General features: G+C 74.1%; 23 protein-coding genes. 11 read left to right on the top strand and 12 right to left on the bottom strand.

The annotated features are described in order from the left end of the window. Positions 1-57: 57 nt before the first annotated feature. A complete protein-coding gene (locus ABT160_RS30890; RefSeq protein ID WP_351651219.1) occupies positions 58-606 on the bottom strand; it encodes an FHA domain-containing protein in 549 nt (182 codons plus the stop codon). Between the two features lie 216 nt (positions 607-822). Here ABT160_RS30890 and ABT160_RS30885 point away from each other — a divergent pair, with 216 nt between their 5' ends. Then, positions 823-1,788 carry a GNAT family N-acetyltransferase gene (locus ABT160_RS30885; RefSeq protein WP_351651218.1) on the top strand — a complete coding sequence of 322 codons (966 nt, stop codon included), beginning with the start codon at positions 823-825 and terminating at the stop codon, positions 1,786-1,788. Positions 1,789-1,921: 133 nt separating this feature from the next. Beyond that, positions 1,922-3,679, top strand: coding sequence for a malto-oligosyltrehalose trehalohydrolase (treZ, locus tag ABT160_RS30880; protein ID WP_351651217.1), 1,758 nt, complete (start codon positions 1,922-1,924; stop codon positions 3,677-3,679). A 182-nt stretch (positions 3,680-3,861) separates the two neighbouring features. On the opposite strand, the gene ABT160_RS30875 is transcribed toward treZ, so the two are convergent. The 3 genes from ABT160_RS30875 to ABT160_RS30865 form a co-directional block, all read right to left on the bottom strand. Beyond that, the gene (locus ABT160_RS30875) at positions 3,862-4,992 is read right to left on the bottom strand and encodes a M24 family metallopeptidase (protein ID WP_351651216.1); all 1,131 of its coding nucleotides are present in this window, start codon (positions 4,990-4,992) and stop codon (positions 3,862-3,864) included. Between the two features lie 144 nt (positions 4,993-5,136). After that, on the bottom strand, positions 5,137-6,096 hold the full coding sequence (locus tag ABT160_RS30870) for a DUF1444 domain-containing protein (protein WP_351651215.1): 960 nt from the start codon (positions 6,094-6,096) through the stop codon (positions 5,137-5,139). 113 nt (positions 6,097-6,209) lie between these two features. Further along, complete coding sequence (locus ABT160_RS30865; RefSeq protein ID WP_351651214.1) at positions 6,210-6,851, bottom strand: nucleoside/nucleotide kinase family protein; 642 nt, start codon at positions 6,849-6,851, stop codon at positions 6,210-6,212. A gap of 93 nt (positions 6,852-6,944) precedes the next feature. On the opposite strand from ABT160_RS30865, the gene ABT160_RS30860 reads away from it, so the two are divergent. After that, a complete protein-coding gene (locus tag ABT160_RS30860; RefSeq protein ID WP_351651213.1) occupies positions 6,945-7,343 on the top strand; it encodes a VOC family protein in 399 nt (132 codons plus the stop codon). Positions 7,344-7,454: 111 nt separating this feature from the next. On the opposite strand, the gene msrB is transcribed toward ABT160_RS30860, so the two are convergent. From msrB to ABT160_RS30840, 4 genes are all read right to left on the bottom strand, one after another. Continuing rightward, positions 7,455-7,862 (bottom strand): peptide-methionine (R)-S-oxide reductase MsrB, encoded by a 408-nt coding sequence (msrB, locus tag ABT160_RS30855; protein ID WP_351651212.1) that lies wholly within the window; start codon positions 7,860-7,862, stop codon positions 7,455-7,457. Between the two features lie 46 nt (positions 7,863-7,908). Next, the gene (gene murC, locus ABT160_RS30850; RefSeq protein ID WP_351651211.1) at positions 7,909-9,303 is read right to left on the bottom strand and encodes a UDP-N-acetylmuramate--L-alanine ligase; all 1,395 of its coding nucleotides are present in this window, start codon (positions 9,301-9,303) and stop codon (positions 7,909-7,911) included. 43 nt (positions 9,304-9,346) lie between these two features. Beyond that, entirely contained in the window at positions 9,347-9,817 is a 471-nt protein-coding gene (locus ABT160_RS30845; RefSeq protein WP_351651210.1) for an indole-3-glycerol phosphate synthase, read from the bottom strand. 106 nt (positions 9,818-9,923) lie between these two features. Beyond that, positions 9,924-10,685, bottom strand: coding sequence for a pyrimidine reductase family protein (locus ABT160_RS30840; protein WP_351651209.1), 762 nt, complete (start codon positions 10,683-10,685; stop codon positions 9,924-9,926). Here ABT160_RS30840 and zapE point away from each other — a divergent pair. From zapE to ABT160_RS30810, 6 genes are all read left to right on the top strand, one after another. Beyond that, a complete protein-coding gene (gene zapE, locus ABT160_RS30835) occupies positions 10,684-11,793 on the top strand; it encodes a cell division protein ZapE (protein ID WP_351651208.1) in 1,110 nt (369 codons plus the stop codon). The two genes, ABT160_RS30840 and zapE, sit on opposite strands and share 2 nt — an antisense overlap. Before the next feature lie 51 nt (positions 11,794-11,844). Beyond that, positions 11,845-12,270, top strand: coding sequence for an OsmC family protein (locus ABT160_RS30830; protein WP_351651207.1), 426 nt, complete (start codon positions 11,845-11,847; stop codon positions 12,268-12,270). Positions 12,271-12,512: 242 nt separating this feature from the next. Beyond that, positions 12,513-13,874 (top strand): alkaline phosphatase PhoX, encoded by a 1,362-nt coding sequence (locus ABT160_RS30825; protein WP_351651206.1) that lies wholly within the window; start codon positions 12,513-12,515, stop codon positions 13,872-13,874. Between the two features lie 395 nt (positions 13,875-14,269). Beyond that, a complete protein-coding gene (locus tag ABT160_RS30820) occupies positions 14,270-15,103 on the top strand; it encodes a PPK2 family polyphosphate kinase (protein ID WP_351651237.1) in 834 nt (277 codons plus the stop codon). A 322-nt stretch (positions 15,104-15,425) separates the two neighbouring features. Next, a complete protein-coding gene (locus ABT160_RS30815; RefSeq protein WP_351651205.1) occupies positions 15,426-16,013 on the top strand; it encodes an N-acetylmuramoyl-L-alanine amidase in 588 nt (195 codons plus the stop codon). Between the two features lie 130 nt (positions 16,014-16,143). After that, a complete protein-coding gene (locus ABT160_RS30810) occupies positions 16,144-17,040 on the top strand; it encodes a polysaccharide deacetylase family protein (protein WP_351651204.1) in 897 nt (298 codons plus the stop codon). 58 nt (positions 17,041-17,098) lie between these two features. Here ABT160_RS30810 and ABT160_RS30805 read toward each other — a convergent pair whose 3' ends face one another. From ABT160_RS30805 to ABT160_RS30790, 4 genes are read right to left on the bottom strand one after another with little or no spacing between them, the layout of a single operon-like run. Then, entirely contained in the window at positions 17,099-17,332 is a 234-nt protein-coding gene (locus tag ABT160_RS30805; protein WP_351651203.1) for a hypothetical protein, read from the bottom strand. Positions 17,333-17,342: 10 nt separating this feature from the next. Then, positions 17,343-18,014, bottom strand: coding sequence for an ABC transporter (locus tag ABT160_RS30800; RefSeq protein ID WP_351651202.1), 672 nt, complete (start codon positions 18,012-18,014; stop codon positions 17,343-17,345). Then, positions 18,011-18,886: an ATP-binding cassette domain-containing protein gene (locus ABT160_RS30795; RefSeq protein WP_351651236.1), complete on the bottom strand. Its 876-nt coding sequence runs from the start codon at positions 18,884-18,886 to the stop codon at positions 18,011-18,013. The genes ABT160_RS30800 and ABT160_RS30795 overlap by 4 nt, the downstream gene beginning before the upstream one ends. Next, positions 18,883-19,560, bottom strand: a complete 678-nt coding sequence (locus ABT160_RS30790) for an AIM24 family protein (RefSeq protein ID WP_351651201.1) — start codon at positions 19,558-19,560, stop codon at positions 18,883-18,885. The genes ABT160_RS30795 and ABT160_RS30790 overlap by 4 nt, the downstream gene beginning before the upstream one ends. A 111-nt stretch (positions 19,561-19,671) precedes the next feature. Between ABT160_RS30790 and ABT160_RS30785 the strand changes: the two genes are divergently transcribed. Next, positions 19,672-20,538 (top strand): peptidyl-tRNA hydrolase, encoded by an 867-nt coding sequence (locus tag ABT160_RS30785; RefSeq protein WP_351651200.1) that lies wholly within the window; start codon positions 19,672-19,674, stop codon positions 20,536-20,538. 153 nt (positions 20,539-20,691) lie between these two features. Beyond that, positions 20,692-21,507, top strand: a complete 816-nt coding sequence (locus tag ABT160_RS30780) for a DUF4142 domain-containing protein (RefSeq protein WP_351651199.1) — start codon at positions 20,692-20,694, stop codon at positions 21,505-21,507. Positions 21,508-21,592: the final 85 nt, after the last annotated feature.

Genomic DNA, 21,592 nt, shown 5'->3' with positions numbered 1-21,592 from the left:
CGCGACCACCCGGTTGGCGGTCCCGGCCCGGGGCCGGGCAGTTGGCGGTCGGCGGGCTCAGCGGGAGGCGAGCCGGAAGCCCATGCGGCCGAAGGCGACCAGGTCGCCGGAGCGCACGGGGACGGCGCCGGTGACCCGGTGGCCGTTGACGGTCGTGCCGTTGGTGGAGCCGAGGTCGCGCAGGACCCACAGGTCGCCCTGCAGGCTCAGTTCGGCGTGCCGGCGCGAGACGGTCTCGTGGCTCAGGCGCAGTCCGTTGAACGGGTCGCGGCCGATCCGCAGGGGGTACGGGCCTGGTTCGGGCAGCAGCAGCTTGGGGAGCCGCTCGGCGCGCCAGGCCCGGCCGAGGCCCGCGGTGAAGGCGGAGGCCCGCTCCACCGCCCCGTACAGCCGCCTGGTCCAGCGGCCGTCCTCGCGCAGGTCGGCGGTGAGCGCGAGGAGTTGGTCGGGGTGGCGGGCGACGAGCGCGAGTTCCATGCGGCGCACGAAAGTGTCCTGCGAGAGCCTGCCCTGGGCGACGCCGTCCCTGAGCACGTCGAGCACCCGGTCCCGCTGGGCGTCGGTGAGCCGCGCGGGGTAGGTGTGGGGCTCGTAGGAGGACGTCACATACGCGATTGTCGGGCCGGGGGACCCGGAGTGTCCAGAAGAGAACGGTTCCGCGCCCTCGCGAACAGGCGTCCGGGATGAGCGTTTTGTTCTTTTCGTCGCCACCGCCGCGCACCGCTCCGGGCGGAATGTCGCGCTCCGGGGAAACTCCCGCGCCCTCGCGAACCAGCCACTGGTACGGTCTGCGCACTCGAACATTTATGGGAGACCAATACTTTGACCTCGCACGACGCCTCGGCGAACGACGCTGTGACGATTCGCCCGCTGGCGGGCCCGCACGAACTCGACCTGTTCCTGCGACTCTCGTACGTCCTTGATCACGAACTGGCCGATGACCTCGCGGCGGGCCGCCGGCGCCCCGAGTGGATGTGGCTGGCCCTGCGGGGCGAGCAGGTGCTCGCCCGCATCGCCTGGTGGGCCTCGGCCGACAGCGACGCGCCGCAGTCCCTGGACTTCTTCGACGTCGACGACGCCCTGCCCGGGCCCGAGCGCGCCGACGTGGCCCGGCGGCTGCTGGAGACGGCAGCCGCGCAGGTGGTCCCGGCGGGCACGACCCCACCGGAGTACGGGCGGTTCGTACCGCCGGACTGGCGCGAGGACCCGGCCGCCCGCGAGGTCGTGGAGACCCGGACGAACGCGATCGAGGCCGGCGGCGGACGCCTGCTGGTGGAGCGGCTGCGCCTGGAGTGGCGCCCGGGCACCCCGCTGGCGGAGCCGACGAACCGTCTGGTGTTCCGTCAGGTACGGGACCGCGAGGACCTGTTGGTGCTGATGGAGCAGGTCGTGTCGGGCTCGCTCGACGCGCACACCGTGAGCGAGCAGGAGTCGGGGTACTCCGCGCGCCGTTCGGCCGAGGAGCACTACGACGAGGAACTCGGGCTCTTCACGTCGCCGCGCGAGTGGTGGCGGATCGCCGAACTCCCGGGCACGGGCGAGCCGGTGGGCTTCGTGGTGCCGGCGCGCAACAACTACAACCCGATCATCGCGTACCTCGGCGTAGTGCCCGCGCACCGCGGCCACGGCTACATCGACGACATCCTGGCCGAGGGCACCCGGATCCTGGCCGCCGAGGACGTGCCGCGGATCAGGGCGGCGACGGACCTGGGCAACGTGCCGATGGCGAAGGCGTTCGCGCGGGCCGGGTACGTGAACTTCGAGCGGGCCCTCAACTACGTCTGGTAGCGGGCCGGACGCGTACGTCCGACAGCGGGCCGGACGCGCGCCTTCGGCGAGGCTCTCTGGTGCCGGAGGCGCGCACCCCGTTTGATGGGGGTCGACGGGAGCGCGATGCCGACGACCGACCAGGGGGTCGCCAGTGCTGTTCGAGGTGTGGGCACCACGGGCCGAGGACCGGGTGACACTGCAATGTGACGGTGTGGATCACGCGTTGGCGCGCGACGCGTCACGGCCCGGGTGGTGGACCGGCGAGGCCCCCGCGTCCGACGGGTCGCGCTACGGCTTCCGCCTGGACGACGGCCCGCCGCTGCCCGACCCGAGGTCGCGGCGCCAGCCGGACGGCCCGGACGGCCCCAGCGCGGTCGTCGACCACACCGCGTACGCCTGGCGGTACTCACCGCCCGGGCGCGGGCTTCCGGGGGCGGTGCTGTACGAGCTGCACACCGGCACCTTCACCCGCGAGGGCACCTTCGACGCGGCGGCCGAACGCCTGGGCCACCTGGTCGAGTTGGGCGTCACGCACATCCAGCTGATGCCCGTCTGCCCGGTGCCGGGCACGCACGGCTGGGGCTACGACGGGGTGTCGCTCTGGGCGGTCCACGAACCGTACGGCGGCCCCGAGGGGCTGAAGCGGTTAGTCGACGCGGCGCACGGCCTCGGACTCGGGGTCGTGCTCGACGTGGTCCACAACCACCTGGGCCCCTCCGGCAACCATCTGCCCGCCTTCGGGCCCTACTTCACGGACACCCACCACACGCCGTGGGGCGCCGCCGTGAACCTCGACGCGCCCGGCTCCGACGAGGTGCGCGCCTACCTCCTGGGCAGCGCCCTCGCCTGGCTGCGCGACTACCGCCTGGACGGGCTCCGGCTGGACGCCGTGCACGCCCTGGCCGACACCCGGGCGCTGCACTTCCTGGAGGAGCTGTCCACCGAAGTGGACGCGCTGGGCGCCCACGTGGAGCGCCCGCTGTTCCTGGTCGCGGAGTCGGACCAGGGCGACCCGCGCACCACCACGCCGCGCGGCGCCGGGGGGCTCGGGCTGCACGCCCAGTGGAACGACGACTTCCACCACGCCCTGCACACCGCCCTCACCGGCGAGTCCCAGGGCTACTACGCCGACTTCGCGCGCGAGCCGCTCGGCGCGCTCGCCAAGACGCTCGGGCACGCCTTCTTCCACGACGGCACCTGGTCCAGCTTCCGGGGCCGCACGCACGGCCGCCCGGTCGACCGCACCCGCACGCCCGCGCACCGCTTCCTCGGCTACGCCCAGACCCACGACCAGATCGGCAACCGGGCGCAGGGCGACCGCCTCTCCCAGACCCTCTCCCCCGGCCTGCTGGCGTGCGCGGCGGCCCTGGTCCTCACCTCGCCCTTCACCCCGATGCTGTTCATGGGCGAGGAGTGGGGGGCGAGCACGCCCTGGCAGTACTTCACCGACCACACCGACCCGGAGCTCGCCGAGGCCGTACGCCGGGGCAGGCGGCGGGAGTTCACCTCGCACGGCTGGGCGGAGGAGGACGTGCCCGACCCGCAGGACCCGGCGACCCGGGACCGCTCGTGCCTGGACTGGAGCGAGCCGGGCCGGCCCGCGCACGCCCGGCTGCTGCGCTGGTACCGGGAACTGATCGCGCTGCGCCGCGGCCAGCCCGACCTGGCGGACCCGGACCTGGCGGCGGTGCGGGTGGCGTACGACGAGGGGGCGCGCTGGATCGCGTACCGGCGCGGGGACCTGCGGATCGCCGTCAACCTCGGCGACGCCCCGGCCCGGCTGCCGCTCGGCGGCCAGGCCCCGCACAAGGTCCGGGTACTGGCCGCCTGGGAGCCGGTGTCGGTGCCGGACGAGGACGGGGTGCTGACGGTGCCCGCGCAGGGGTGCGTGGTGCTGGGTGATCTGTGAGGCGTGATCTGTCAGGCGTGATCTGTGGCGTGTGAGATGTGCGGTGTGGCGCGTGAAATGTCACGCGCCACGCGTCACGCGCCACGCGCCACGCGTCATGCCTCACACGTCACGCACCGCAGGCCTCACGCACCGCACACCGCACACCGCTCCCCGCTCGTCCCCCGGCCGGACTGCTCCCCCTACTCCACGATCGCCATCTCCCGCGCCGTGTTGTTGAAGCGCCGGCCGCCGTCCCCGGTGACCGTGACGATGTCCTCGATCCGCACGCCGAAGCGGCCCGGCAGATAGATCCCCGGCTCGATCGAGAAGCACATCCCGGGCACCAGCGGCTGCTCCTCGCCCTCGATCATGTACGGCGGCTCGTGCGTGGTGACCCCGATGCCGTGTCCGGTGCGGTGGATGAAGTACTCCCCGTACCCGGCCGCGTCGATCACCGCGCGGGCCGCCCGGTCCACGTCCTGGCACGCCGCGCCCGGCCGCACCGCCTCGAACCCGGCCTGCTGGGCCTCGCGCACGACGTCGTGGACGCGCCGCTCCTCCTCGGTGGGCTCGCCCACGTGCACGGTGCGGGTGGTGTCGGAGCCGTAGCCGTGCTTGAGGCCGCCGAAGTCGAGGACCACCATGTCACCGTGTTCGATCACGCGTGACCCTGCCTCGTGGTGCGGGTTGGCGCCGTTGGGGCCGGAACCGACGACGGTGAAGTCCACCTGGGAGTGGCCGAAGCGCACGAGCAGCGCGGCGAGGTCGGCGGCGACCTCGTTCTCCTCCCGCCCGGCGAACCGCACCTTCACGATCTCGCCGTACGCCTCGTCGGCCGCGGCGCCCGCCGCCTCGATCCTGGCCAGCTCGGGGGCGTCCTTGACGGCGCGGAGCATGGGGAGGACGGCGGTGAGCGCGGCGTACGAGGTGCCGGGGAGCTCCCGCTGGAGGCCCAGCAGGTGCATGGCCCAGGCGTTGTCGCTGACCGCGAAGCGCCCGCCCGCGTCCAGGAGCGGGGCGGTGGCGGCGTACGGGTCGGTGCCGTCGGTCCAGTCGCGCAGCGTCAGCGCGCCGGCGCCGGGTGCCTTGGCGGCGTCGGGGGCCTCCAGGGTCGGGACGACCAGGACCGGGTCGCGCCCGGCGGCGAGGACGAGGACGGTGAGCCGCTCGGTGACCGCGGTCGGCCGGTAGCCGGTGAGGTGGACCAGGTCGGGTCCCGGGGCGACCAGGACCCCGGCGAGCCCGGCGTCGGCGGCGGCGTGCGCGGCGCGGTCCATGCGGGCGCGGTAGTCGTCCGCGGTGAAGGGTGCGGGGGTCGCGGGGCCGGTCATCGGGTTCCTTCCGCTCGTCGGCGTACGGCGCCGTGACGCCGGGGTCCGTGACGTTCGGCGACGGCGACGGCGACGTACAGCATCCTCCCCCGTGATCCTCCCCCGTGCGGACGGCCGCCCGCGACCGGGCGCCTGCCGCCTGCCTCAGTCGCCGCGTCCGCCCTCGGCGACCAGGCGCTCCAGCAGCTCCTGGAAGTCGTCGCCCACCACGATCCGCAGTCCGTCGCCGTCCTCGTCGCGGTCGCTGAGCTGGGTCAGGGTGCCGCCGCGCCACCAGTAGACGTACGGGCTGATGGCGCCGGGCGTGTCGGTGAACCCGGAGGCGGCGAAGGACGCCATGGCGTTGAGGCTCGGGATGACCCCGGTGTCGCGGATGACGTGGAAGGCGAGCTGGTGGCGGAAGGGCATGGCGACCAGCGCGCCGTCGGGCGGCAGCTCCTGCCCGGTGATCCGGCGGACCAGCTCGTCCAGGGCGAGGACGCGGCTGGCGGTGTAGAAGGAGTCGCCGAGCACCACCTCGAAGCGCATGCCGTCGGCGTCCTTGACGGTCTCGTGCCCCTCGACGGGCAGCGCCCGGAGGTTGTGCAGGGCGCGCTCGCGCAGCTCGCCGAGGTCGCCGAGGGGTTCGAGCGCCTCGTCGGTGAGCATCATGACGCTCTCGGGCAGGTCGAGGGCGAGGATCTCGTACAGCCCGGGGGCGACCGCGCGCGCGTAGCCGAAGGTCTGCGGGTTGAGGCCCTCGCCGCCGATGACGCGGGGGTAGAGCTGGGCCCGGATCTGCTCGGGCGGGAGGGTGTCGAGGGCGGAGGGCGCGTCCATGGTGCGCAGGACCATGCCGACGTGCTGGCGGACCAGTTCGGGCCACACGCGCGGGCCGCGGTCGTCGTTGTGCAGGACGGCCGCGAGGTTGCCGAGGCCGAACTGGCGCCCGGAGCTGTCGGCGACCATGTCCGCGTAGACGGTGACTTCCAGGCCGTACTCGGCGAACGCCTCCCGCACCTGGGCGCGGAACCGGCTGCCCTCGCCCTCGGAGAAGAACCCGAATTCGGCGTCGCGCGGCACGTCGGCGCCGTCGCGCTTCGGCCCTCGTCGGAACAACCCCACGTCCGCCGCCTTCCGTCGTCACTGCCACGGGCCGTACGCACCGAGCGTACCGATCTCCCCCGCGCCCCCGCACCGGTGGCCCCGCGGCCACCGGGCGCCGCGCGGCGGTGGCGCTACCCGGGGACGACCAGGTCGGCCCGCTCCCGGCCGCGGGCGACGAGGCGGGCGTTGGCCTCGTCGGAGCGCTCGACCCAGGCCTGCGCGTGCGCGCGGTCCTTTCCGAAGCGGACGTGCCGTTCGACCAGGCGCGGGACCCTGACCCGGTCGTCGAGGTCGAGGTACCAGATCTCGTCGAGCAGGGCGCGCACGGGCGCCCAGGGGCCGTCGTCGTGCAGCAGGTAGTTCCCCTCGGTGACCACGAGCGGGACGTCCGGAGGGACGGGGACGCTCCCGGCGACCGGCTCCTCCAGGGCGCGGTCGAAGGCGGGCGCGTAGACGACGGTGCCCGGCTCGGGGGCGCGCAGGCGGCGCAGCAGGGCGGCGTACCCGGCGGCGTCGAAGGTGTCGGGGGCGCCCTTGCGGTCGGCGCGCCCGAGCCGGAGGAGTTCCGCCCGGGCGAGGTGGAAGCCGTCCATGGGGACGAGCACGGCGAGGCCGTCGAGCCGGTGGACCAGGTGGGCGGCGAGCGTGGACTTGCCCGCTCCGGGCGGCCCGGCCAGGCCCAGGAGGCGGCGGGCCGGGGGCCCGTCCGCGGTGGCCAGGCGGCGGGCGCGGGCGGTGAGGCCGGCGAGCTGCTCGGGGTCCATGGCGGGCATTGTTCCACCGGGGCCGCGGGGCCACTCCCGCCGGCGGCCGACGGGCGGGCGGTGGAATTGCCGGGCCCTGGTCATACGTATAACCTCGGCCCCATGTCGTACATCGCCCTGGTCACCCTCGTCGTCCGTGACTACGACGAGGCCATCGCCTTCTACACCGGCGCCCTCGGCTTCGAGCTGGTCGAGGACACCGCGCGCGACGACGGCTCCCGCTGGGTCGTGGTGCGACCGCGCGGCGCGGCCCCCGGCGCGGGCGCCCTGCTCCTGGCGCGCGCCAAGGACGAGCGGCAGCTGGCCAGCGTCGGCGCGCAGACCGGCGGCCGGGTCGGCTTCTTCCTGCACACCGGGGACTTCGCGGGCGACCACGCGCGCATGCTCGCGGCGGGAGTGCGCTTCCTGGAGGAGCCGCGCCACGAGCCGTACGGCTCGGTCGCGGTCTTCGAGGACCTGTACGGCAACCGCTGGGACCTGCTGCAGCCCGCCGACGCCTGAGGCGGGAGGCGCCTCCCGGGACGCGGGAGCGGGGTGCGACCGCCCCGGAGACGCGACCACTCCAGAGGCGCGACCGCCCCGGGACGTGACCGCCCGCGGGGCCCCGCCCCCTCAGCCCTCGTCCGCCGCCAGCTTCAGCGACACCGAGTTGATGCAGTACCGCTGGTCCGTGGGCGTCGGGTAGCCCTCGCCCGCGAAGACGTGGCCCAGGTGTGAGCCGCAGCGCGAGCAGCGGACCTCGGTGCGGACCATGCCGTGGGCGCGGTCCTCGATCAGCTCGACCGCGTCGCTGTCCTTCGGGTCGAAGAAGGACGGCCAGCCGCAGTGCGACTCGAACTTCTCGTTCGAGGTGAACAGCTCTGCGCCACAGGCCCGGCAGGCGTACACGCCCTTGGTCCTGGTGTCCGTGTACTCACCGGTGAACGGGCGCTCGGTGCCCGCCTCGCGCAGCACGTGGTACTCCTCCGGCGAGAGTTCCGCGCGCCACTGCTCGTCCGGCTTCTCGATGTCGTACGCCATCACTCACTCCTCGTCTGACCGGGCAGGGACACGGGCGCGGCGCCCGTCAGCCGCCGAGCCGGGCCAGGATCCTCGGCCCGAGGTCGGTGACGTCGCCCGCCCCCATGGTGAGAACCAGGTCGCCGGGGCGCGCCATTCCCGCGATCACGTCCGGGACGGTGTCCTTGTCGTGCACGGGCGTGACGACGGCGCCCGCCGCGCGGGCCGCGTCGACGATGACCTCGCTGGTGACGCCCGGGATCGGGTCCTCGCGCGCCGGGTAGATGTCGAGCACCACGGAGGCGTCGGCGAGGGCGAGCGCGTCGCCCATCTCCTTGCCGAGCTCCTGGGTGCGCGAGAACAGGTGCGGCTGGAAGACGACGAGCAGCCGGCGGGCGTCCCCCGCGGCGCCGCGCATGGCCTCCAGGTCGGCGGTCATCTCGGTGGGGTGGTGCGCGTACGAGTCGATGACCTGCACGCCCGCGGCCTCGCCCTTGAGCTGGAGGCGGCGGCCGACGCCGGTGTAGGCGGTCAGGGCGGGGGCCAGGGCGGCCGGGTCGACGCCCGCGCGGGCGCCGGCGGCGAGCGCGGCGGCGGCGTTGTGGGCGTAGTGGCGGCCGGGCACGGAGACGGTGAAGACGTGCTCGGTGCCGTCCATGAGGACGGCGACCTCGCTGGTCATGCCGCGCGGGGTGATGCGGGTGAGGCGGACGTCGGAGCCGGCGGACTCGCCGACGGTGACGACGTCCAGCTCCTTGGCCCCCGCGACGCGGCGGGCCAGCTCGCGGGCGCCGGAGTGCTCGCCGACGACCAGGGTGCCGCCGGGGCGGATCTTGGCCGCGAACGCCTCGAAGGACTCGTAGATCTCGTCCATGGAGGCGTAGTTGGCGTGGTGGTCGAGCTCGACGTTGAGGACGATGGCGACCTCGGGGTCGTACTTCTGGAAGCTGCGGTCGCTCTCGTCGGCCTCGGCGACGAAGACCTCGCCCTCGCCGTGCCGGGCGTTGGTGCCGGGGCCCGCCAGGTCGCCGCCGATCGCGTACGAGGGGTCGAGGCCCAGCTCGGTGAGGGCGACGGCCAGCATCGACGTGGTGGTGGTCTTGCCGTGGGTGCCGGCCACCGCGATCGCGCACAGGCCGTCCATCAGGGAGGCCAGCGCGTCGGAGCGGTGGACGACCGGGACGCCGAGCTCGGTGGCGCGGGCCAGCTCCGGGTTGTCGGGGCGGATGGCGCTGGAGACGACGACGCAGCTGGCGTCGTCCGCCAGGTGGCCGGCGGCGTGGCCGATGTGGACGGTCACGCCGAGGGCCCGCAGGGCGGCCGCGGTCTCGGAGTCGCGCGCGTCGCTGCCCGCGACCCGGGCGCCGCGCTGGGCGAGGATCTTGGCGATCCCCGACATTCCGGCGCCGCCGATGCCGATGAAGTGCGGCCGTTCCATGGCGGTGGGGATGCCGGGTGCCATACGTGTCTCTCCCAGTGGTGCGACGTGCGAGCGGGCCCCCAGCCTATTCGCTGTGCGCGAAGAGCTTGAGCACCGGGACGCCGACCTTGTGGCGCGCCCGGGAGGCCCAGTCGCGGTGGAAGAACTCCTCGACGTAGTGCGGGGCGGTCAGCACGATCACCTCGTCGGCCTCCGCCTCGTCCACGACGGCCTTGAGCTTGTCCAGCGGGTGCTCCTCCACGACCTGGCCGACGGCCTCGCAGCCGGCCGCGCGCAGGGCCTCCAGGGAGTGTTCGAGGGCCGACTCGGCGGGCGCCTTGGCGTCCTGGCCCTCGGGCTCCTCGCCCTCCCGTACGGCTTCCCCGATCTCGCCCATGGCGACGTCGTCGATCGCGCGCAGCAGCAGGTCGGCCTGATCGCCGCGGGGCTGCATCAGCACGATGAAGGAGACGCGCTCGTCGCCGTGCAGGGTGGTGACGAACTCCACGTCGGTGGACGTGAGGGGCTTCTCGATCATCAATACGCTTGTGAACACGTTCGGAGCCCTTCTGAGGAAACCATCCTTCCCCGTGCCACCACGGGGTCTGCGAGAGTAAGTGTGCCCAGCGGGAGCTAAGCGGAACGGTTAATTCCGCCGATTGTCAGATCCGACGGTAGCGGGTGAAAAGGAACCCGTCCTCCTCCAGGACCGAAGCGAGGGCGAACCTCTCCGGAACCGCGAGCGAAGGACCGCCCGCGATCCGCTGCGCGTCCCCGGCCGTCAGCGTCGGCGAGACGGTCAGGCACAGCTCGTCCAGCGCCCCGGCAGCGACGAACTGGCCGAGCAGCCGCGGGCCGCCCTCCGTCAGCTGCCGCGCCAGGCCCCGCCCGGCCAGCTCCGCCCGCACCCGGGCCGGCTCCGCGCCCGCCCCGTCCCCGGCGACGACCACCAGGGCGCCCGCCTTCTCGGCGGCCCGCACCCGCTCCCGCGGCGCCGCCGCCCCGGTGACCACCAGGGTCGGCACCAGCGGCTCGGTGAACAGCGGCAGCGTGAAGTCCAGGTCCAGCGAGGCGGTCACCACGGCGATCGCGGGGGCCGGGCCCTGGCCCGCGGCGGCCCGGCGCGCGGCGAAGGCGTCACGCGCGCGTGCCGGGCGGTAACCCTCCAGGCGTACCGTTTCCGCACCGACCACGACGACGTCCGCGAGCCCCCTGAGGGTGCCGAAGATCCGCATGTCCGTGTCGGAGGAGATCGGCTGCGAACGGCCCTCGTGCTGGGCCGCCCCGTCCAGGCTGGACACCATGTTCGCCCGCAGCCAGGCACCCTCCCGGGGGTACGCGTACCGGTCGGCCAGGTCCCCCAGGGACCACTCCCCGTCGGTCGCCGCGGCTGTCTGGTCGGTCACAGGGAACAGGCTTCGCATGCCGAGCAGTCTGGCACGGCGCTTAAAGTTGGGGACTGTGTCGACCAGTGCCATAACCGAAGCGGTCCCGCAGTCCCTGTGCGCCCGCGAGCCGCACGTCCCCGCAGACCGTCTGGTCGCGGAGATGGTGCCGCCGCCCCGCTTCGACTCCGTACGCTTCGAGACGTACGTCCCCGATCCCTCCCAGCCCAGCCAGGCCGAGGCGGTCCAGGTCCTGGGCGCCTTCGCGGCCGGCCTGGGCGGCGCCCACGCGGCGGGCGGCGGCAAGCGCCGCTGGTTCGCCAGGAAGCAGGCCGCGCCCAGCGGGCCGCGCGGCGTCTACCTGGACGGCGGGTACGGCGTCGGCAAGACCCACCTGCTGGCCTCGCTGTGGCACGCCACCCCGGCCGAGCCCGCGCTCAAGGCGTTCGGCACCTTCGTGGAGCTGACCAACCTGGTCGGCGCGCTGGGCTTCCAGCAGACGGTCCGCACGCTCAGCGGGCACCGGCTGCTGTGCATCGACGAGTTCGAGCTGGACGACCCGGGCGACACCGTCCTGGTCTCCACGCTGCTGGGCAAGCTGGTCGAGGCGGGCGTGGCGCTGGCCGCGACCTCCAACACGCTGCCGGGCAAGCTCGGCGAGGGCCGGTTCGCCGCCGCCGACTTCCTGCGCGAGATCCAGGGCCTGTCGGCGCACTTCCGCGCGCTGCGCATCGACGGCCAGGACTACCGGCACCGGGGGCTGCCCGAGGCCCCGCCGCCGTTCTCCGACGAGCAGGTCACCAAGGCCGCGTACGCGACGCCCGGGGCGTCCCTGGACGACTTCCCGGCGCTCCTCGACCACCTCGCGCGCGTGCACCCCAGCCGGTACGGGGCGCTGACCGACGGCCTCGCGGCGGTCTGCCTGACCGACGTGCGGGCGGTGCCGGACCAGTCCACGGCGCTGCGCCTGGTGGTGCTCGCCGACCGGCTGTACGACCGCGAGGTGCCGGTGCTGGCCTCGGGGCTGCCCTTCGACGAGCTGTTCAGCGACGAGATGCTGAACGGCGGGTACCGCAAGAAGTACTTCCGGGCCATCTCCCGGCTGACCGCCCTGGCCCGGGACGCGAAGGGGCTGGTGGCGCAGTAGGTTGGAGAGCCGAGCCGACGGCACGTCGGACCCACTCGGAAGGGAACCTCCATGGCCACCACCCGTACCGCCCACACCGTCTGGGAGGGCGACCTCCTCAAGGGCGCGGGGACCGTCTCGTTCGACTCCTCCGGCATCGGCTCCCAGCAGGTCTCCTGGCCCTCGCGCGCCGAGCAGGCCAACGGGAAGACAAGCCCGGAGGAGCTGATCGCCGCGGCCCACTCCAGCTGCTACTCGATGGCGCTCTCGCACGGCCTGGCGGGCGCGGGCACGCCGCCCACCCGCCTGGAGACCAAGGCGGACGTCACCTTCCAGCCGGGCGAGGGCATCACCGGGATCCACCTGAGCGTGCGCGGCGAGGTGCCGGGGCTGGACGCGGAGGGCTTCGCCGCGGCGGCCGAGGACGCGAAGAAGAACTGCCCGGTGAGCGTGGCACTGTCGGGCACGACGATCACGCTGACGGCCGAGCTGCTCTGAACCTCCCTGCTCCCGGGGCCCGTTCCGCGTCGCGCGGGACGGGCCCTCTTGCGTCGCGGGGCGCCTCGTGCTGCGGTGGCGGGCACGAGGGGCGGCCCGCCCCTCGGGAAGTTACTCGTGTAAACCCGTTCCCCGCAGGGTGTCGCACGTGATACATCATGCGGGCCACGTCACGTTTCACGGGACGTGAGTCTCCACCGCACATCACGTCCTCCTGTCCGCCAACAGGGAGTTGCCTCACCATGTCCGCAACACGACGTCAACTACTGGCCCGCACCGGCGCGTCCGTCGCCGGCATCGCCTTCGCGGGGGCCTTCAGCGAACTCTTCGCCGGTACCGCGGCCGCCGCGCGCGGCCGGGCCGGCTACGGGCCCCTGGTGCCCGACCCGGCCGGACTGCTCGACCTGCCGAGGGGATTCTCGTACCGCGTGCTCTCCCGGGAGGGCGACGCCCTGCGCTCCGGCGAGGGGCGGGTGCCGAGCAACCACGACGGCATGGGGGCCTTCCCCGGCCCGCGGGGCCGCACCCGTCTGGTGCGCAACCACGAGAACCGGGTGACCGCCGCGATCGCGGTGCCGCACACCGCCGGGCTCACCTACGACCCGGGCGCCAAGGGCGGCTGCACGGTCCTCGAACTCGACGCCCGCAACCGGGTGCTCTCCGAACGCGTCGGCGTCGCCGGTACGGCCGTCAACTGCGCGGGCGGGCCCACCCCTTGGCACACCTGGCTCACCTGCGAGGAGACCGAGGACACCGCGGGCACCAACGGCTACGAGAAGGACCACGGCTTCATCTTCGAGGTCGACCCGGCCGACCCGCACCGCACCGGCGCCGTACCGCTGACCGCGATGGGCCGCTTCCCGCACGAGGCGATCGCCGTGGACCCGCACAGCGGGGTGGTGTACGAGACGGAGGACGCCTTCGTCAGGCCGTTCGGGCTCTTCTACCGCTTCCTGCCCGAGAAGCCGCTGTGCGGCCGGGGTTCGCTGCGCGCGGGCGGGAAGCTGGAGGCCATGCGGGTGCCGGGGGTGCCGGACCTGTCGGTGGTGCAGGAGGCCGGGACGGTCTTCGAGGGCGTCGAGTGGGTACCGGTGCCGGACCCGATGGCCCGTCAGACGCCCATCCGCCAGCAGGACTTCGGCCGCAAGGGGATCACGCACGCGCAGAAGCTGGAGGGCTGCTACTGGGGCGGCGGCGCGGTGTACTTCGTGTCCAGCTTCGCGCGCCTGGCCGACGGCTCGGGGGCGGACCACTTCGGCCAGGTGTGGAAGTACGAGCCGCACCGGCGACGGCTGACCCTGGTGATCGTCTTCGGCCCGAGCACGGACGTGCGGCTGCCCGGCGAGTCGCCGGACAACATCTGCCTGGCGCCGAGCGGCGGGCTGATGGTGTGCGAGGACGGCCTCGGGGCGCAGCACGTCTTCGGCCTGACCACCCGGGGCGAGGTGTACGCGATGGCGCGCGGCGCGCAGGACATCGGGACGCCGCAGGAGCCCGAGTGGGGCGAGTTCGCCGGGATCACGTTCTCGCCGGACGGGGACACGATGTACGTGAACTGCTACACGCCGGGGACGACGTTCGCGGTCACCGGCCCCTGGCAGTGAGCGCGCCCGCGCCCTGAGCGCCGGGCGGGGCGGGGCCCGGGCCGTCGCGGACGGTCCGGGCCCGGCCGCCGATGAGGTGCGGGCCGGGCCGATCCGGCGCAGGATCGTGCCACGGACCGGACCGGAAGGGGTGCGCGGTGGCGAAGAAGGACAAGGGCGGCAAGGGCGGGGCCAAGGCCAAGAAGGACGACAAGGCCAAGCACGACAAGGGTGCGCACAAGGCCGCGTCCGGGGGCGGGAGCACGTCCAAGGGCAAGGCAAAGGACAAGTCCACGGCCAAGGCCACGGAGAAGGCCAAGGAAGCCGCCAAGGCCAAGGGCGGCGCCAAGGCCCAGACCGGCGGCAAGCACGGGTCCGAGCCCGGGAGCAAGCGCGGGGCCAAGCCCGGCGGCCCGCTGCGCGACGTCCTGCGCGTGCCCGAGGGCGAGCGCGTCGACCTGTCCGCCTTCCCCGCCGACGCCACCCCGGCCGGGCCCTCCGACAAGGCCGCCGCACTCGCCGACACCGCCCGGATGGGCGAACGCCTCGCCGACCTCCAGGAGCGCCTGTACGCGGGCAGCACCTCGGGCGACCGCCGCCGCCTGCTGCTGGTCCTGCAGGGCATGGACACCAGCGGCAAGGGCGGCACGGTCAAGCACGTGATCGGCCTCTTCAACCCCTCCGGCTGCCGCATCAAGGCCTTCAAGGCGCCCACGCCGGAGGAGCAGAACCACCCGTTCCTGTGGCGGATCATGCGGGAGCTGCCGCGCCCGGGCGAGATCGGCATCTTCGACCGCTCGCACTACGAGGACGTGCTGATCGCCCGGGTCCGCGAGCTGGTCCCGCGCGCCCAGCTCGGCCGCCGCTACGGCCAGATCAACCGCTTCGAGAAGTCCCTCGCCGACGACGGCGTCACCGTGGTCAAGGTCTTCCTGCACATCTCGTACGAGCAGCAGCGGCGCCGGCTCCTCGAACGCCTCGACAACCCGGACAAGCACTGGAAGTTCAACCCGGGCGACATCGAGGAGCGGGCCCTGTGGCCCGCGTACCAGGAGGCGTACGAGATCGCGCTGGAGCGCTGCTCCACGGACGCCGCGCCCTGGTACCTGGTCCCCTCGGACCGCAAGTGGTACCGCAACTGGGCGATCAGCAAGCTGCTGCTCGAACACCTGGAGGCGATGGACCCGCAGTACCCCAAGGCGGACTTCGACGTCGAGGAGTCCCGGCGCCGGCTGCTCTCCGAGGGCTGAGCCCCGCGGCCCGCACTCCCCCGCCCCGACGTCCGCCGCGCGGCCGGAGGTCCCGCCAGGGCCTCCGGCCGCACCGCGTCCACCTGCGGTTCTCCCCGCCCCCCGGCACCGCCATTGGCCCCACCTCTGGCATGTCTCGCGGCACCTTGGCAAGGCCGTGGCGCCGCCCCCATCATGGGCCGCGTCACCGCCGACGCCCGCCCCGTCGCCGCACTCGTCATGCACGACCCGTCTCGCACGACCCGTCACGCGCGGCTCGTCCCGCACGGCTTGTCATGCGCGCGATAGGAACGTCGGTCCCGCCGCACCCCGGGGAGTGCCCATGGACCTCGCCAGACCCTCGCGCCGCCGACTGCTGCGCGGCGCCGCCGCGGGCGCCGCGACCGCCGCCCTCGGGGCGCTCGCCACCGGGCGGGCGCAGGCGGCGGACTATCCGCCCACCCACTGGATCCCGGCCTCCACGTCCAACTACACGGTCTCCGACCGCCCGGCCGCCCATCCGGTCCAGTACGTCGTCATCCACGTCACCCAGGAGACGTTCCAGGACGCGATGCGGATCTTCCAGGACCCGGCCCGCCAGGTGTCCTCGCACTACATGGTGGCGTCCGGCGACGGCTACGTGGGCCAGTTCGTGCGCGAGAAGGACATCGCCTGGCACGCGGGCAACTGGACGTACAACACCCGGAGCATCGGCATCGAGCACGAGGGCTGGGTCGACGAGCCCGAGTGGTTCACCGATGTGATGTACCGTCAGTCGGCCCTGCTGACGGCCGCGGTGTGCGACCGGTACGGGATCCCGCGCACCCGCGCCCACGTCATCGGGCACAGCGAGGTGCCCGGCGCCACCCACACCGACCCCGGTCCGCTGTGGGACTGGACCCGCTACATGAAGCTGGTCGCCGCCGCGTGACGGGGACCGCGTGAGAGCGCCCGTGTGACGGCGGGCGCCGCGGTCCGCCGAGGGACCGCGTCCGGCCCCGCCTGCCGCGCGGGCGGGGTCGGAGCACGGACCCGGGCCGGTGATCGGCTACTTTCCGTGGGTGACCATTTCTGTACGAAAGCTGACGGCGCTCGCGATTCTGGGCACCGTCCTCGTCGGCTGCGGCGGGGGCGGCTCCGACACGTCCCGCGAAGGGGCGGCGCACGCGCCAGGACCGTCCAGGGCGGCCGGGCACCCCGACGCCACGCCGTCCGCGCCCGGCGCCTCCCCCGGCCCGTCCACCCGGCGCCCGCCCACCCTGGCGCCCGGCCCCGGCGGCCTGACCCCGGTCTTCGCCCGCGGCCCCAAGTCCGCGGCCCGGGTAGTGGCGCTGACCTTCGACGCCGACATGACCGCCGACCAGGGCCCCCGGGCCGCGCGCGGCGAGCACTTCGACAACCCGTCGCTGATCGGCACGCTGCGCCGGCTCAAGGTGCCCTCGACGGTGTTCATGACCGGCCGCTGGGCCGAGGAGTACCCGGCCCAGGCCAAGGCGATCGGCAACGACCCCAACTTCGAGATCGCCAACCACTCCTACAGCCACTACTCCTTCAAGCCCGACTGCTACGGCCTGCCGGTCATCCGGAAGCGGGACCAGGCGGCGGACGTGCGCCGAGCCTTCGACGCCTTCCGCAAGGCGGGCGCGCGCAACGTCGTCCCGTACTTCCGCTTCCCCGGCGGCTGTTACGACGACGCGGCGCTGAAGTCGCTGGCTCCCGCGAAGGTCACGGCGGTGCAGTGGGACGTGGTGAGCGGCGACGCGTTCGCCAAGGACCCGGACGCGGTCGCCGAGCAGGTGCTCGCGGGCGTGAAACCGGGGTCGCTGGTGGTGATGCACTGCACCCGCAGCGCCGCGCCGGTGACCGAGCAGGCGATCGAGAAGGTGGTCCCGCAGCTGCGGGCGCGCGGTTACCGCTTCGTGAAGGTGTCCGAGCTGATGGCGGACGGCCTGGACTGAGCCAGGGGGGCACTCCCTGACCCGGCCTGAGGCCGACGAAAGGCCCGGGGCCTGGCGTTCAGCCCGAGCAGGCCGAGCGCTGGGCCTCCTGCCACTCGCAGACCGGGCAGAGCGTGATCCCCCTGGTCGACTCCGGGTACTCGGTCGGCTCCCGGCACAGCACGCACTCCGCCCGGGGGCCGGTGGCGGACCCGTCGCCGGTGGCGGCCGGTGCGCCCGGACCCGTACCGCAGTACGAGCCGTCCTCGTCGCCCGCCCGGTCCGCGTCGTCGCGCCGCTCCGTTCCGTCCATGCCGCCGAGCCTACTCACCGCGCCGCTCCCCCACCCGGCAGGCCACCGCAAGGGCCCCCGCCGCGAGGGCCACGGCCCCGGCCAGGGGCAGCAAGGACAGCGGGACCGTCCCCGCGCGCGAACCGGTGACCAGGTCCGTGACCGCGGCCCCGGCCGGTGAGCCGGGCACCACCAGGGCGAGGACGGCGCCCGCGAGCGCGGTCGCGACGGACCAGCCGCGGGCCCGTACCAGGGGGCGGGCGCACAGGGTGCCGACGGCGGCGCCGACCAGGACGCAGACGAGCGCGGCGAGCAGTCCGGCGAGCGCGGCCGGGACCCGGGCGACGGCGATCTCGCGGTGGTCGTCCACCGGCGCGCCGAGCCAGGTGACCGCGCACACTGCCATGGCACCGAGCAATGTCATGCAGCACACGGCACCGAGCACCGCGGCCACATGGGCGCGGGACCGCCCCGAAGCGGCGGCGACGACGGCGCGGGCGGCGGGCGGCTCCTGGTCCAGGCAGATCCGTACGAGCCACACCGTCGCGGGCACCAGGCCCGCCACCGCGAAGCCCAGCGAACCGAGCACCGGATCACCCGCCTGCACGCCGACCGCCACGGCGGCGGTGTAGAGCAGCGCCGGGGGCAGCCAGCGCTGCGAGCGCAGCAGCAGGGCCAGGTGGTAGCGGAGCAGCGCGGTCACCGCTCGCTCCCGGGCGCGACGGAGTCAGAAGCGGAGGTGGTGGGCCCGGGCGCGGTCGTCCCGGTGTCCAGGCGGCGGATGCTCCACGGCGGTTCGGCGGCGAGCAGGGCGCGCAGGACCGCGTCGGAGTGCTGGGCGCCGACCGTGAGGAGCAGCTGCCCCCGGGCGTCCCTGGTGTACGAGGGCGCGCCCGGCAGGTCCCCGGGCAGCGGCAGCCGCCCGCCCGAGGCCGTGATCCGCACCCGGGGCTCCGGCTCCGCTCCCCGCCGGGCCGCCACCCGGCCGTCCGCGACCGCGTGCACCCGGTCCGCCGCCCCGGCGAGGCGCCGCGGGTCGTGGTCGACGAAGACGACGGCGCCGCCCGCCGCGACCCGCTCGCGCACGGCCCGGTCCAGTTCCGCGCGGGCCGCACCGTCGAGGCCCGTCCAGGCCTCGTCCAGGACCAGGAGCCCGGGCTCGGCGAGCAGGGCCTGGACGACGGCGATCTTCTGGCTGCTTCCCTTGGACAGTTCGGCGAGCGGGGTGCGGGCGTGGGCCGCCGCGCCGAACCGCTCCAGCCAGCGCCCCGCCCGGGCCGCCGCCTCGCCCCGCCGCAGCCCGTGGATCCGGCCGAGGTGGACCAGGTAACCGGTGGCGGTGAAGGGCAGGGCGGCGGGGAACCGCTCGGGCACGTACGCCGTGCGCGGCCGTCCGGTGATCCGGCCCTCGGTGGGCGCGTCGACACCGGCGAGCAGCCTCAACAGGGTGGACTTCCCACCGCCGTTGGGCCCCTCGACGCGCACCAGGGTGCCGGGCTCCACGGTGAGGCCGACGCCGCGCAGCACCCAGGGCCCGCCGGTGGCGTAGCGGCGGCCGACGCCGTGCAGCCTCAGTTGGCCGAGGCCTTCTGCGGAGTGAGCTCGCTGGGCCGTACGATCACGAACCCCTCGCCCTCCAGCTTGAGTTGCACGGCCTCGCCGGAGCCGCCGCGGATCATCGAGCCGACGGACTGCGAGCGGTGCAGGGAGGTGTGCAGCTGGGCGCTCCAGCCGACGACGGCGTCGGTGTCGACGAAGACCGGGGACTGCGGGGCGACGGGGATGACGATCGGGTTGCCCTCGCAGACCACGGCGAGCTTGCCGTACCCCGTGAAGACGCTGTTGAAGAGGCCGCCGCCGGTCATCCCGGCGCCCTTCACCGTCTTTATCTCGTACGAGAGGGTCGCGTCGAAGCAGAGCACGTTGCGGCCGTTGATGGTGAGGGCGTCGCCCTGCTCGATGTCGACGATGAAGCAGTTCTGCGCCTCGTGCGCGAACCACGCCTCGCCCTGGCCGCGCACGGCCATCAGCGGCAGGCCCTCGCCGGTGACGGCGCGCTTGAGCATGCCGCCGATGCCCTGGCCCTTGCGCTCGAACTGGAGGTTGCCGCGGAAGGCGATCATGGCGCCCTGCCGTGCGTGCATCTCCCCGTTCACGGCGTACTTGACCGACTTGGCGTTCTGCAGGGACATCCCGGGGACGGTGGCCTGCTGTGCGAGGTGTTCGGTGGAAAAGAGATCGCTCTTCATGCGGGGCATCGTCGCCCGGAACGGGTCCTTCTGCCAAGGACGGCGACGGGACCGGCACTGGGAGCGCGGGCCCGGTCCGGGGCGGCGCGGCCGCGGTGGCAGACTGGCCGGGTGAGCAGCAACGACACCGCACCCGAGGGCTCGGGCAGCCCGTTCCGCACCGAGCGCACCGCGCGCGACGAGGCCCCGCAGTACGTCCTGCCGCTGGTCGTGCGCATCGAGAAGGCCGAACCGCCCGCCCGCACCGACGCCCTGCGGACGGCGGCGCGCGCGGTCCTGGTGATGCTGTCCGACGACCGTGCGCTGGGCGAGGGCGAGTGGGCGGAGGCGGTACGGGACTGGCAGGACGCCCGGATCCGCAAGGTGGTGCGCCGGGCCAGGGGCGGGGAGTGGCGGCGGGCCGCCGAGCTGCCCGGTATCACCGTGACCGGTGACACCGCACAGGTGCGGGTGTTCCCTCCGGTCCCGCTGGACGGCTGGCCCAAGGAGCTGGCCAAGCTCCAGGTCTCGGGCACGGAGCTGACCGACCCGGAGGAGCCGGAGGAGTCGGAGCGCCCGGAGGACTCGGCAGGCCCGGCGGACCAGGCGCGGGAGACCGGCCCGGCGGAGGCGCGGGAGGCAGGTCTCGCGGAGGCACAGGCGCCCGGCCCCGCCGAGGAGACCGGCCCCGCGGAGGCGCCCGTTCCGGCGCAGGCCGTGCTGTGGCTGAACCCGGATCTCCGGATGTCCACCGGCAAGGAGATGGCGCAGGTCGGCCACGGGGCGCAGCTGCTGTGGTGGGAGCTGCCGGACGACGCCCGCAAGGCGTGGCGGGAGGCGGGCTTCCCGCTGGAGGTGCGCACGGCCGCCCGCGACCAGTGGTCCTCGCTCACGACGAGCGGCCTGCCGGTGGTCAGGGACGCGGGCTTCACGGAGATCGCCCCCGGGTCGTGCACGGTGGTGTCGCAGTACGTGGGCGGCGAAGGGCCCTCCGCGTAGTCCCGGTACGCCGACCCCTCCGCCGGCCCCTCCGCCGACGCCTCTTCCACGGACTCCGGCAACTCTGAACACCGGCGCCCCGCGAGCCGTACTGTCCGGTACGCACGGCGCGTGCGGTGGGCGGGAGTTCGTGAGTTCGCGGGAGGCGTTTTGTTGCGGCGTGTCAACGGTACGGTCCTCGTCGTGGTGGCCCTGCTGGCCACCGTGGGGGCGCTCGCGTTCCCGGTGTGGTCCTACGCCGACCGGTCCGGGACCGGGCAGGCGAACCTCGCCGCCTCCACCGTGCCCACCCGCTGGGGTCCGCTCTCGGCCGCCGACCGCGACCTGCTGGTCAAGGTGCGCCTGGCCGGGCTCTGGGAGCTGCCGGCCGGGCAGCAGGCCCTGGAGCGGGCGCCCAGCGAGGCGATCAAGGCGGCCGGCGACCACCTGGTCGTCGGCCACACCGACCTCGACCGGCGCGCCCGGGAGACCGCGGCGAAGCTCGGGGTGGAGCTGCCCAACCAGCCCAATGAGCAACAGCAGGGCTGGCTGCGGGAGTTGACGGCGGCGAGCGGACGGGACTACGAGGTCAAGTTCGCCAACCTGCTGCGCAACGCGCACGGCAAGGTGTTCGGCGCGATCGCCCAGGTCCGCCACACCACCCGCAACACCCTGATCCGCCAGCTCGCCAGCGACGCCAACCAGACCGTGCTCGACCACATCACGATGCTGGAGGCGACCGGCCTGGTCGACTTCGACGCGCTCGCCAACGAGGCCGCCGGCGCGGCCACCGCGAGCCCCACCGGTCCCCCGCCGCCCGGTCCCGGCGCCCCGGCGTCCCCGACCCCGGCCGAGCCGACGCGGTCCGACCTGTCCTTCACCTCGCGGCCCTCCACCGAACCGCTCCCCGGCGACCAGGAGACGTCAGGGACCTCGGGCATGCCCGGGATGCCGGGGATGCCGGGGGCGATCCACACCGAGCGCCCGTAGGACCGCGTCGATCGGCCCGGCGAGGTCGGCGGAACCTCAAATGAACCTCTGAACGTCCCCCTCCCTGGGTTCATCGCCTCGCGAC

Source organism: Streptomyces sp. NPDC001941 (assembly GCF_040296945.1).
Lineage (GTDB): Bacteria > Actinomycetota > Actinomycetes > Streptomycetales > Streptomycetaceae > Streptomyces.
Note: the sequence above shows the minus strand (reverse complement) of the source record. Positions and strands in the feature narration are given on the sequence as shown.

Coding starts and splice junctions, on each gene's coding strand:
- ABT160_RS30875 (WP_351651216.1), bottom strand. CDS start 4,992: ATGACCGGCCCCGCGACCCCCGCACCCTTCACCGCGGACGACTACCGC.
- ABT160_RS30865 (WP_351651214.1), bottom strand. CDS start 6,851: ATGCCCGCCATGGACCCCGAGCAGCTCGCCGGCCTCACCGCCCGCGCC.
- ABT160_RS30860 (WP_351651213.1), top strand. CDS start 6,945: ATGTCGTACATCGCCCTGGTCACCCTCGTCGTCCGTGACTACGACGAG.
- msrB (WP_351651212.1), bottom strand. CDS start 7,862: ATGGCGTACGACATCGAGAAGCCGGACGAGCAGTGGCGCGCGGAACTC.
- murC (WP_351651211.1), bottom strand. CDS start 9,303: ATGGCACCCGGCATCCCCACCGCCATGGAACGGCCGCACTTCATCGGC.
- zapE (WP_351651208.1), top strand. CDS start 10,684: ATGCCGAGCAGTCTGGCACGGCGCTTAAAGTTGGGGACTGTGTCGACC.
- ABT160_RS30840 (WP_351651209.1), bottom strand. CDS start 10,685: ATGCGAAGCCTGTTCCCTGTGACCGACCAGACAGCCGCGGCGACCGAC.
- ABT160_RS30830 (WP_351651207.1), top strand. CDS start 11,845: ATGGCCACCACCCGTACCGCCCACACCGTCTGGGAGGGCGACCTCCTC.
- ABT160_RS30825 (WP_351651206.1), top strand. CDS start 12,513: ATGTCCGCAACACGACGTCAACTACTGGCCCGCACCGGCGCGTCCGTC.
- ABT160_RS30815 (WP_351651205.1), top strand. CDS start 15,426: ATGGACCTCGCCAGACCCTCGCGCCGCCGACTGCTGCGCGGCGCCGCC.
- ABT160_RS30805 (WP_351651203.1), bottom strand. CDS start 17,332: ATGGACGGAACGGAGCGGCGCGACGACGCGGACCGGGCGGGCGACGAG.
- ABT160_RS30790 (WP_351651201.1), bottom strand. CDS start 19,560: ATGAAGAGCGATCTCTTTTCCACCGAACACCTCGCACAGCAGGCCACC.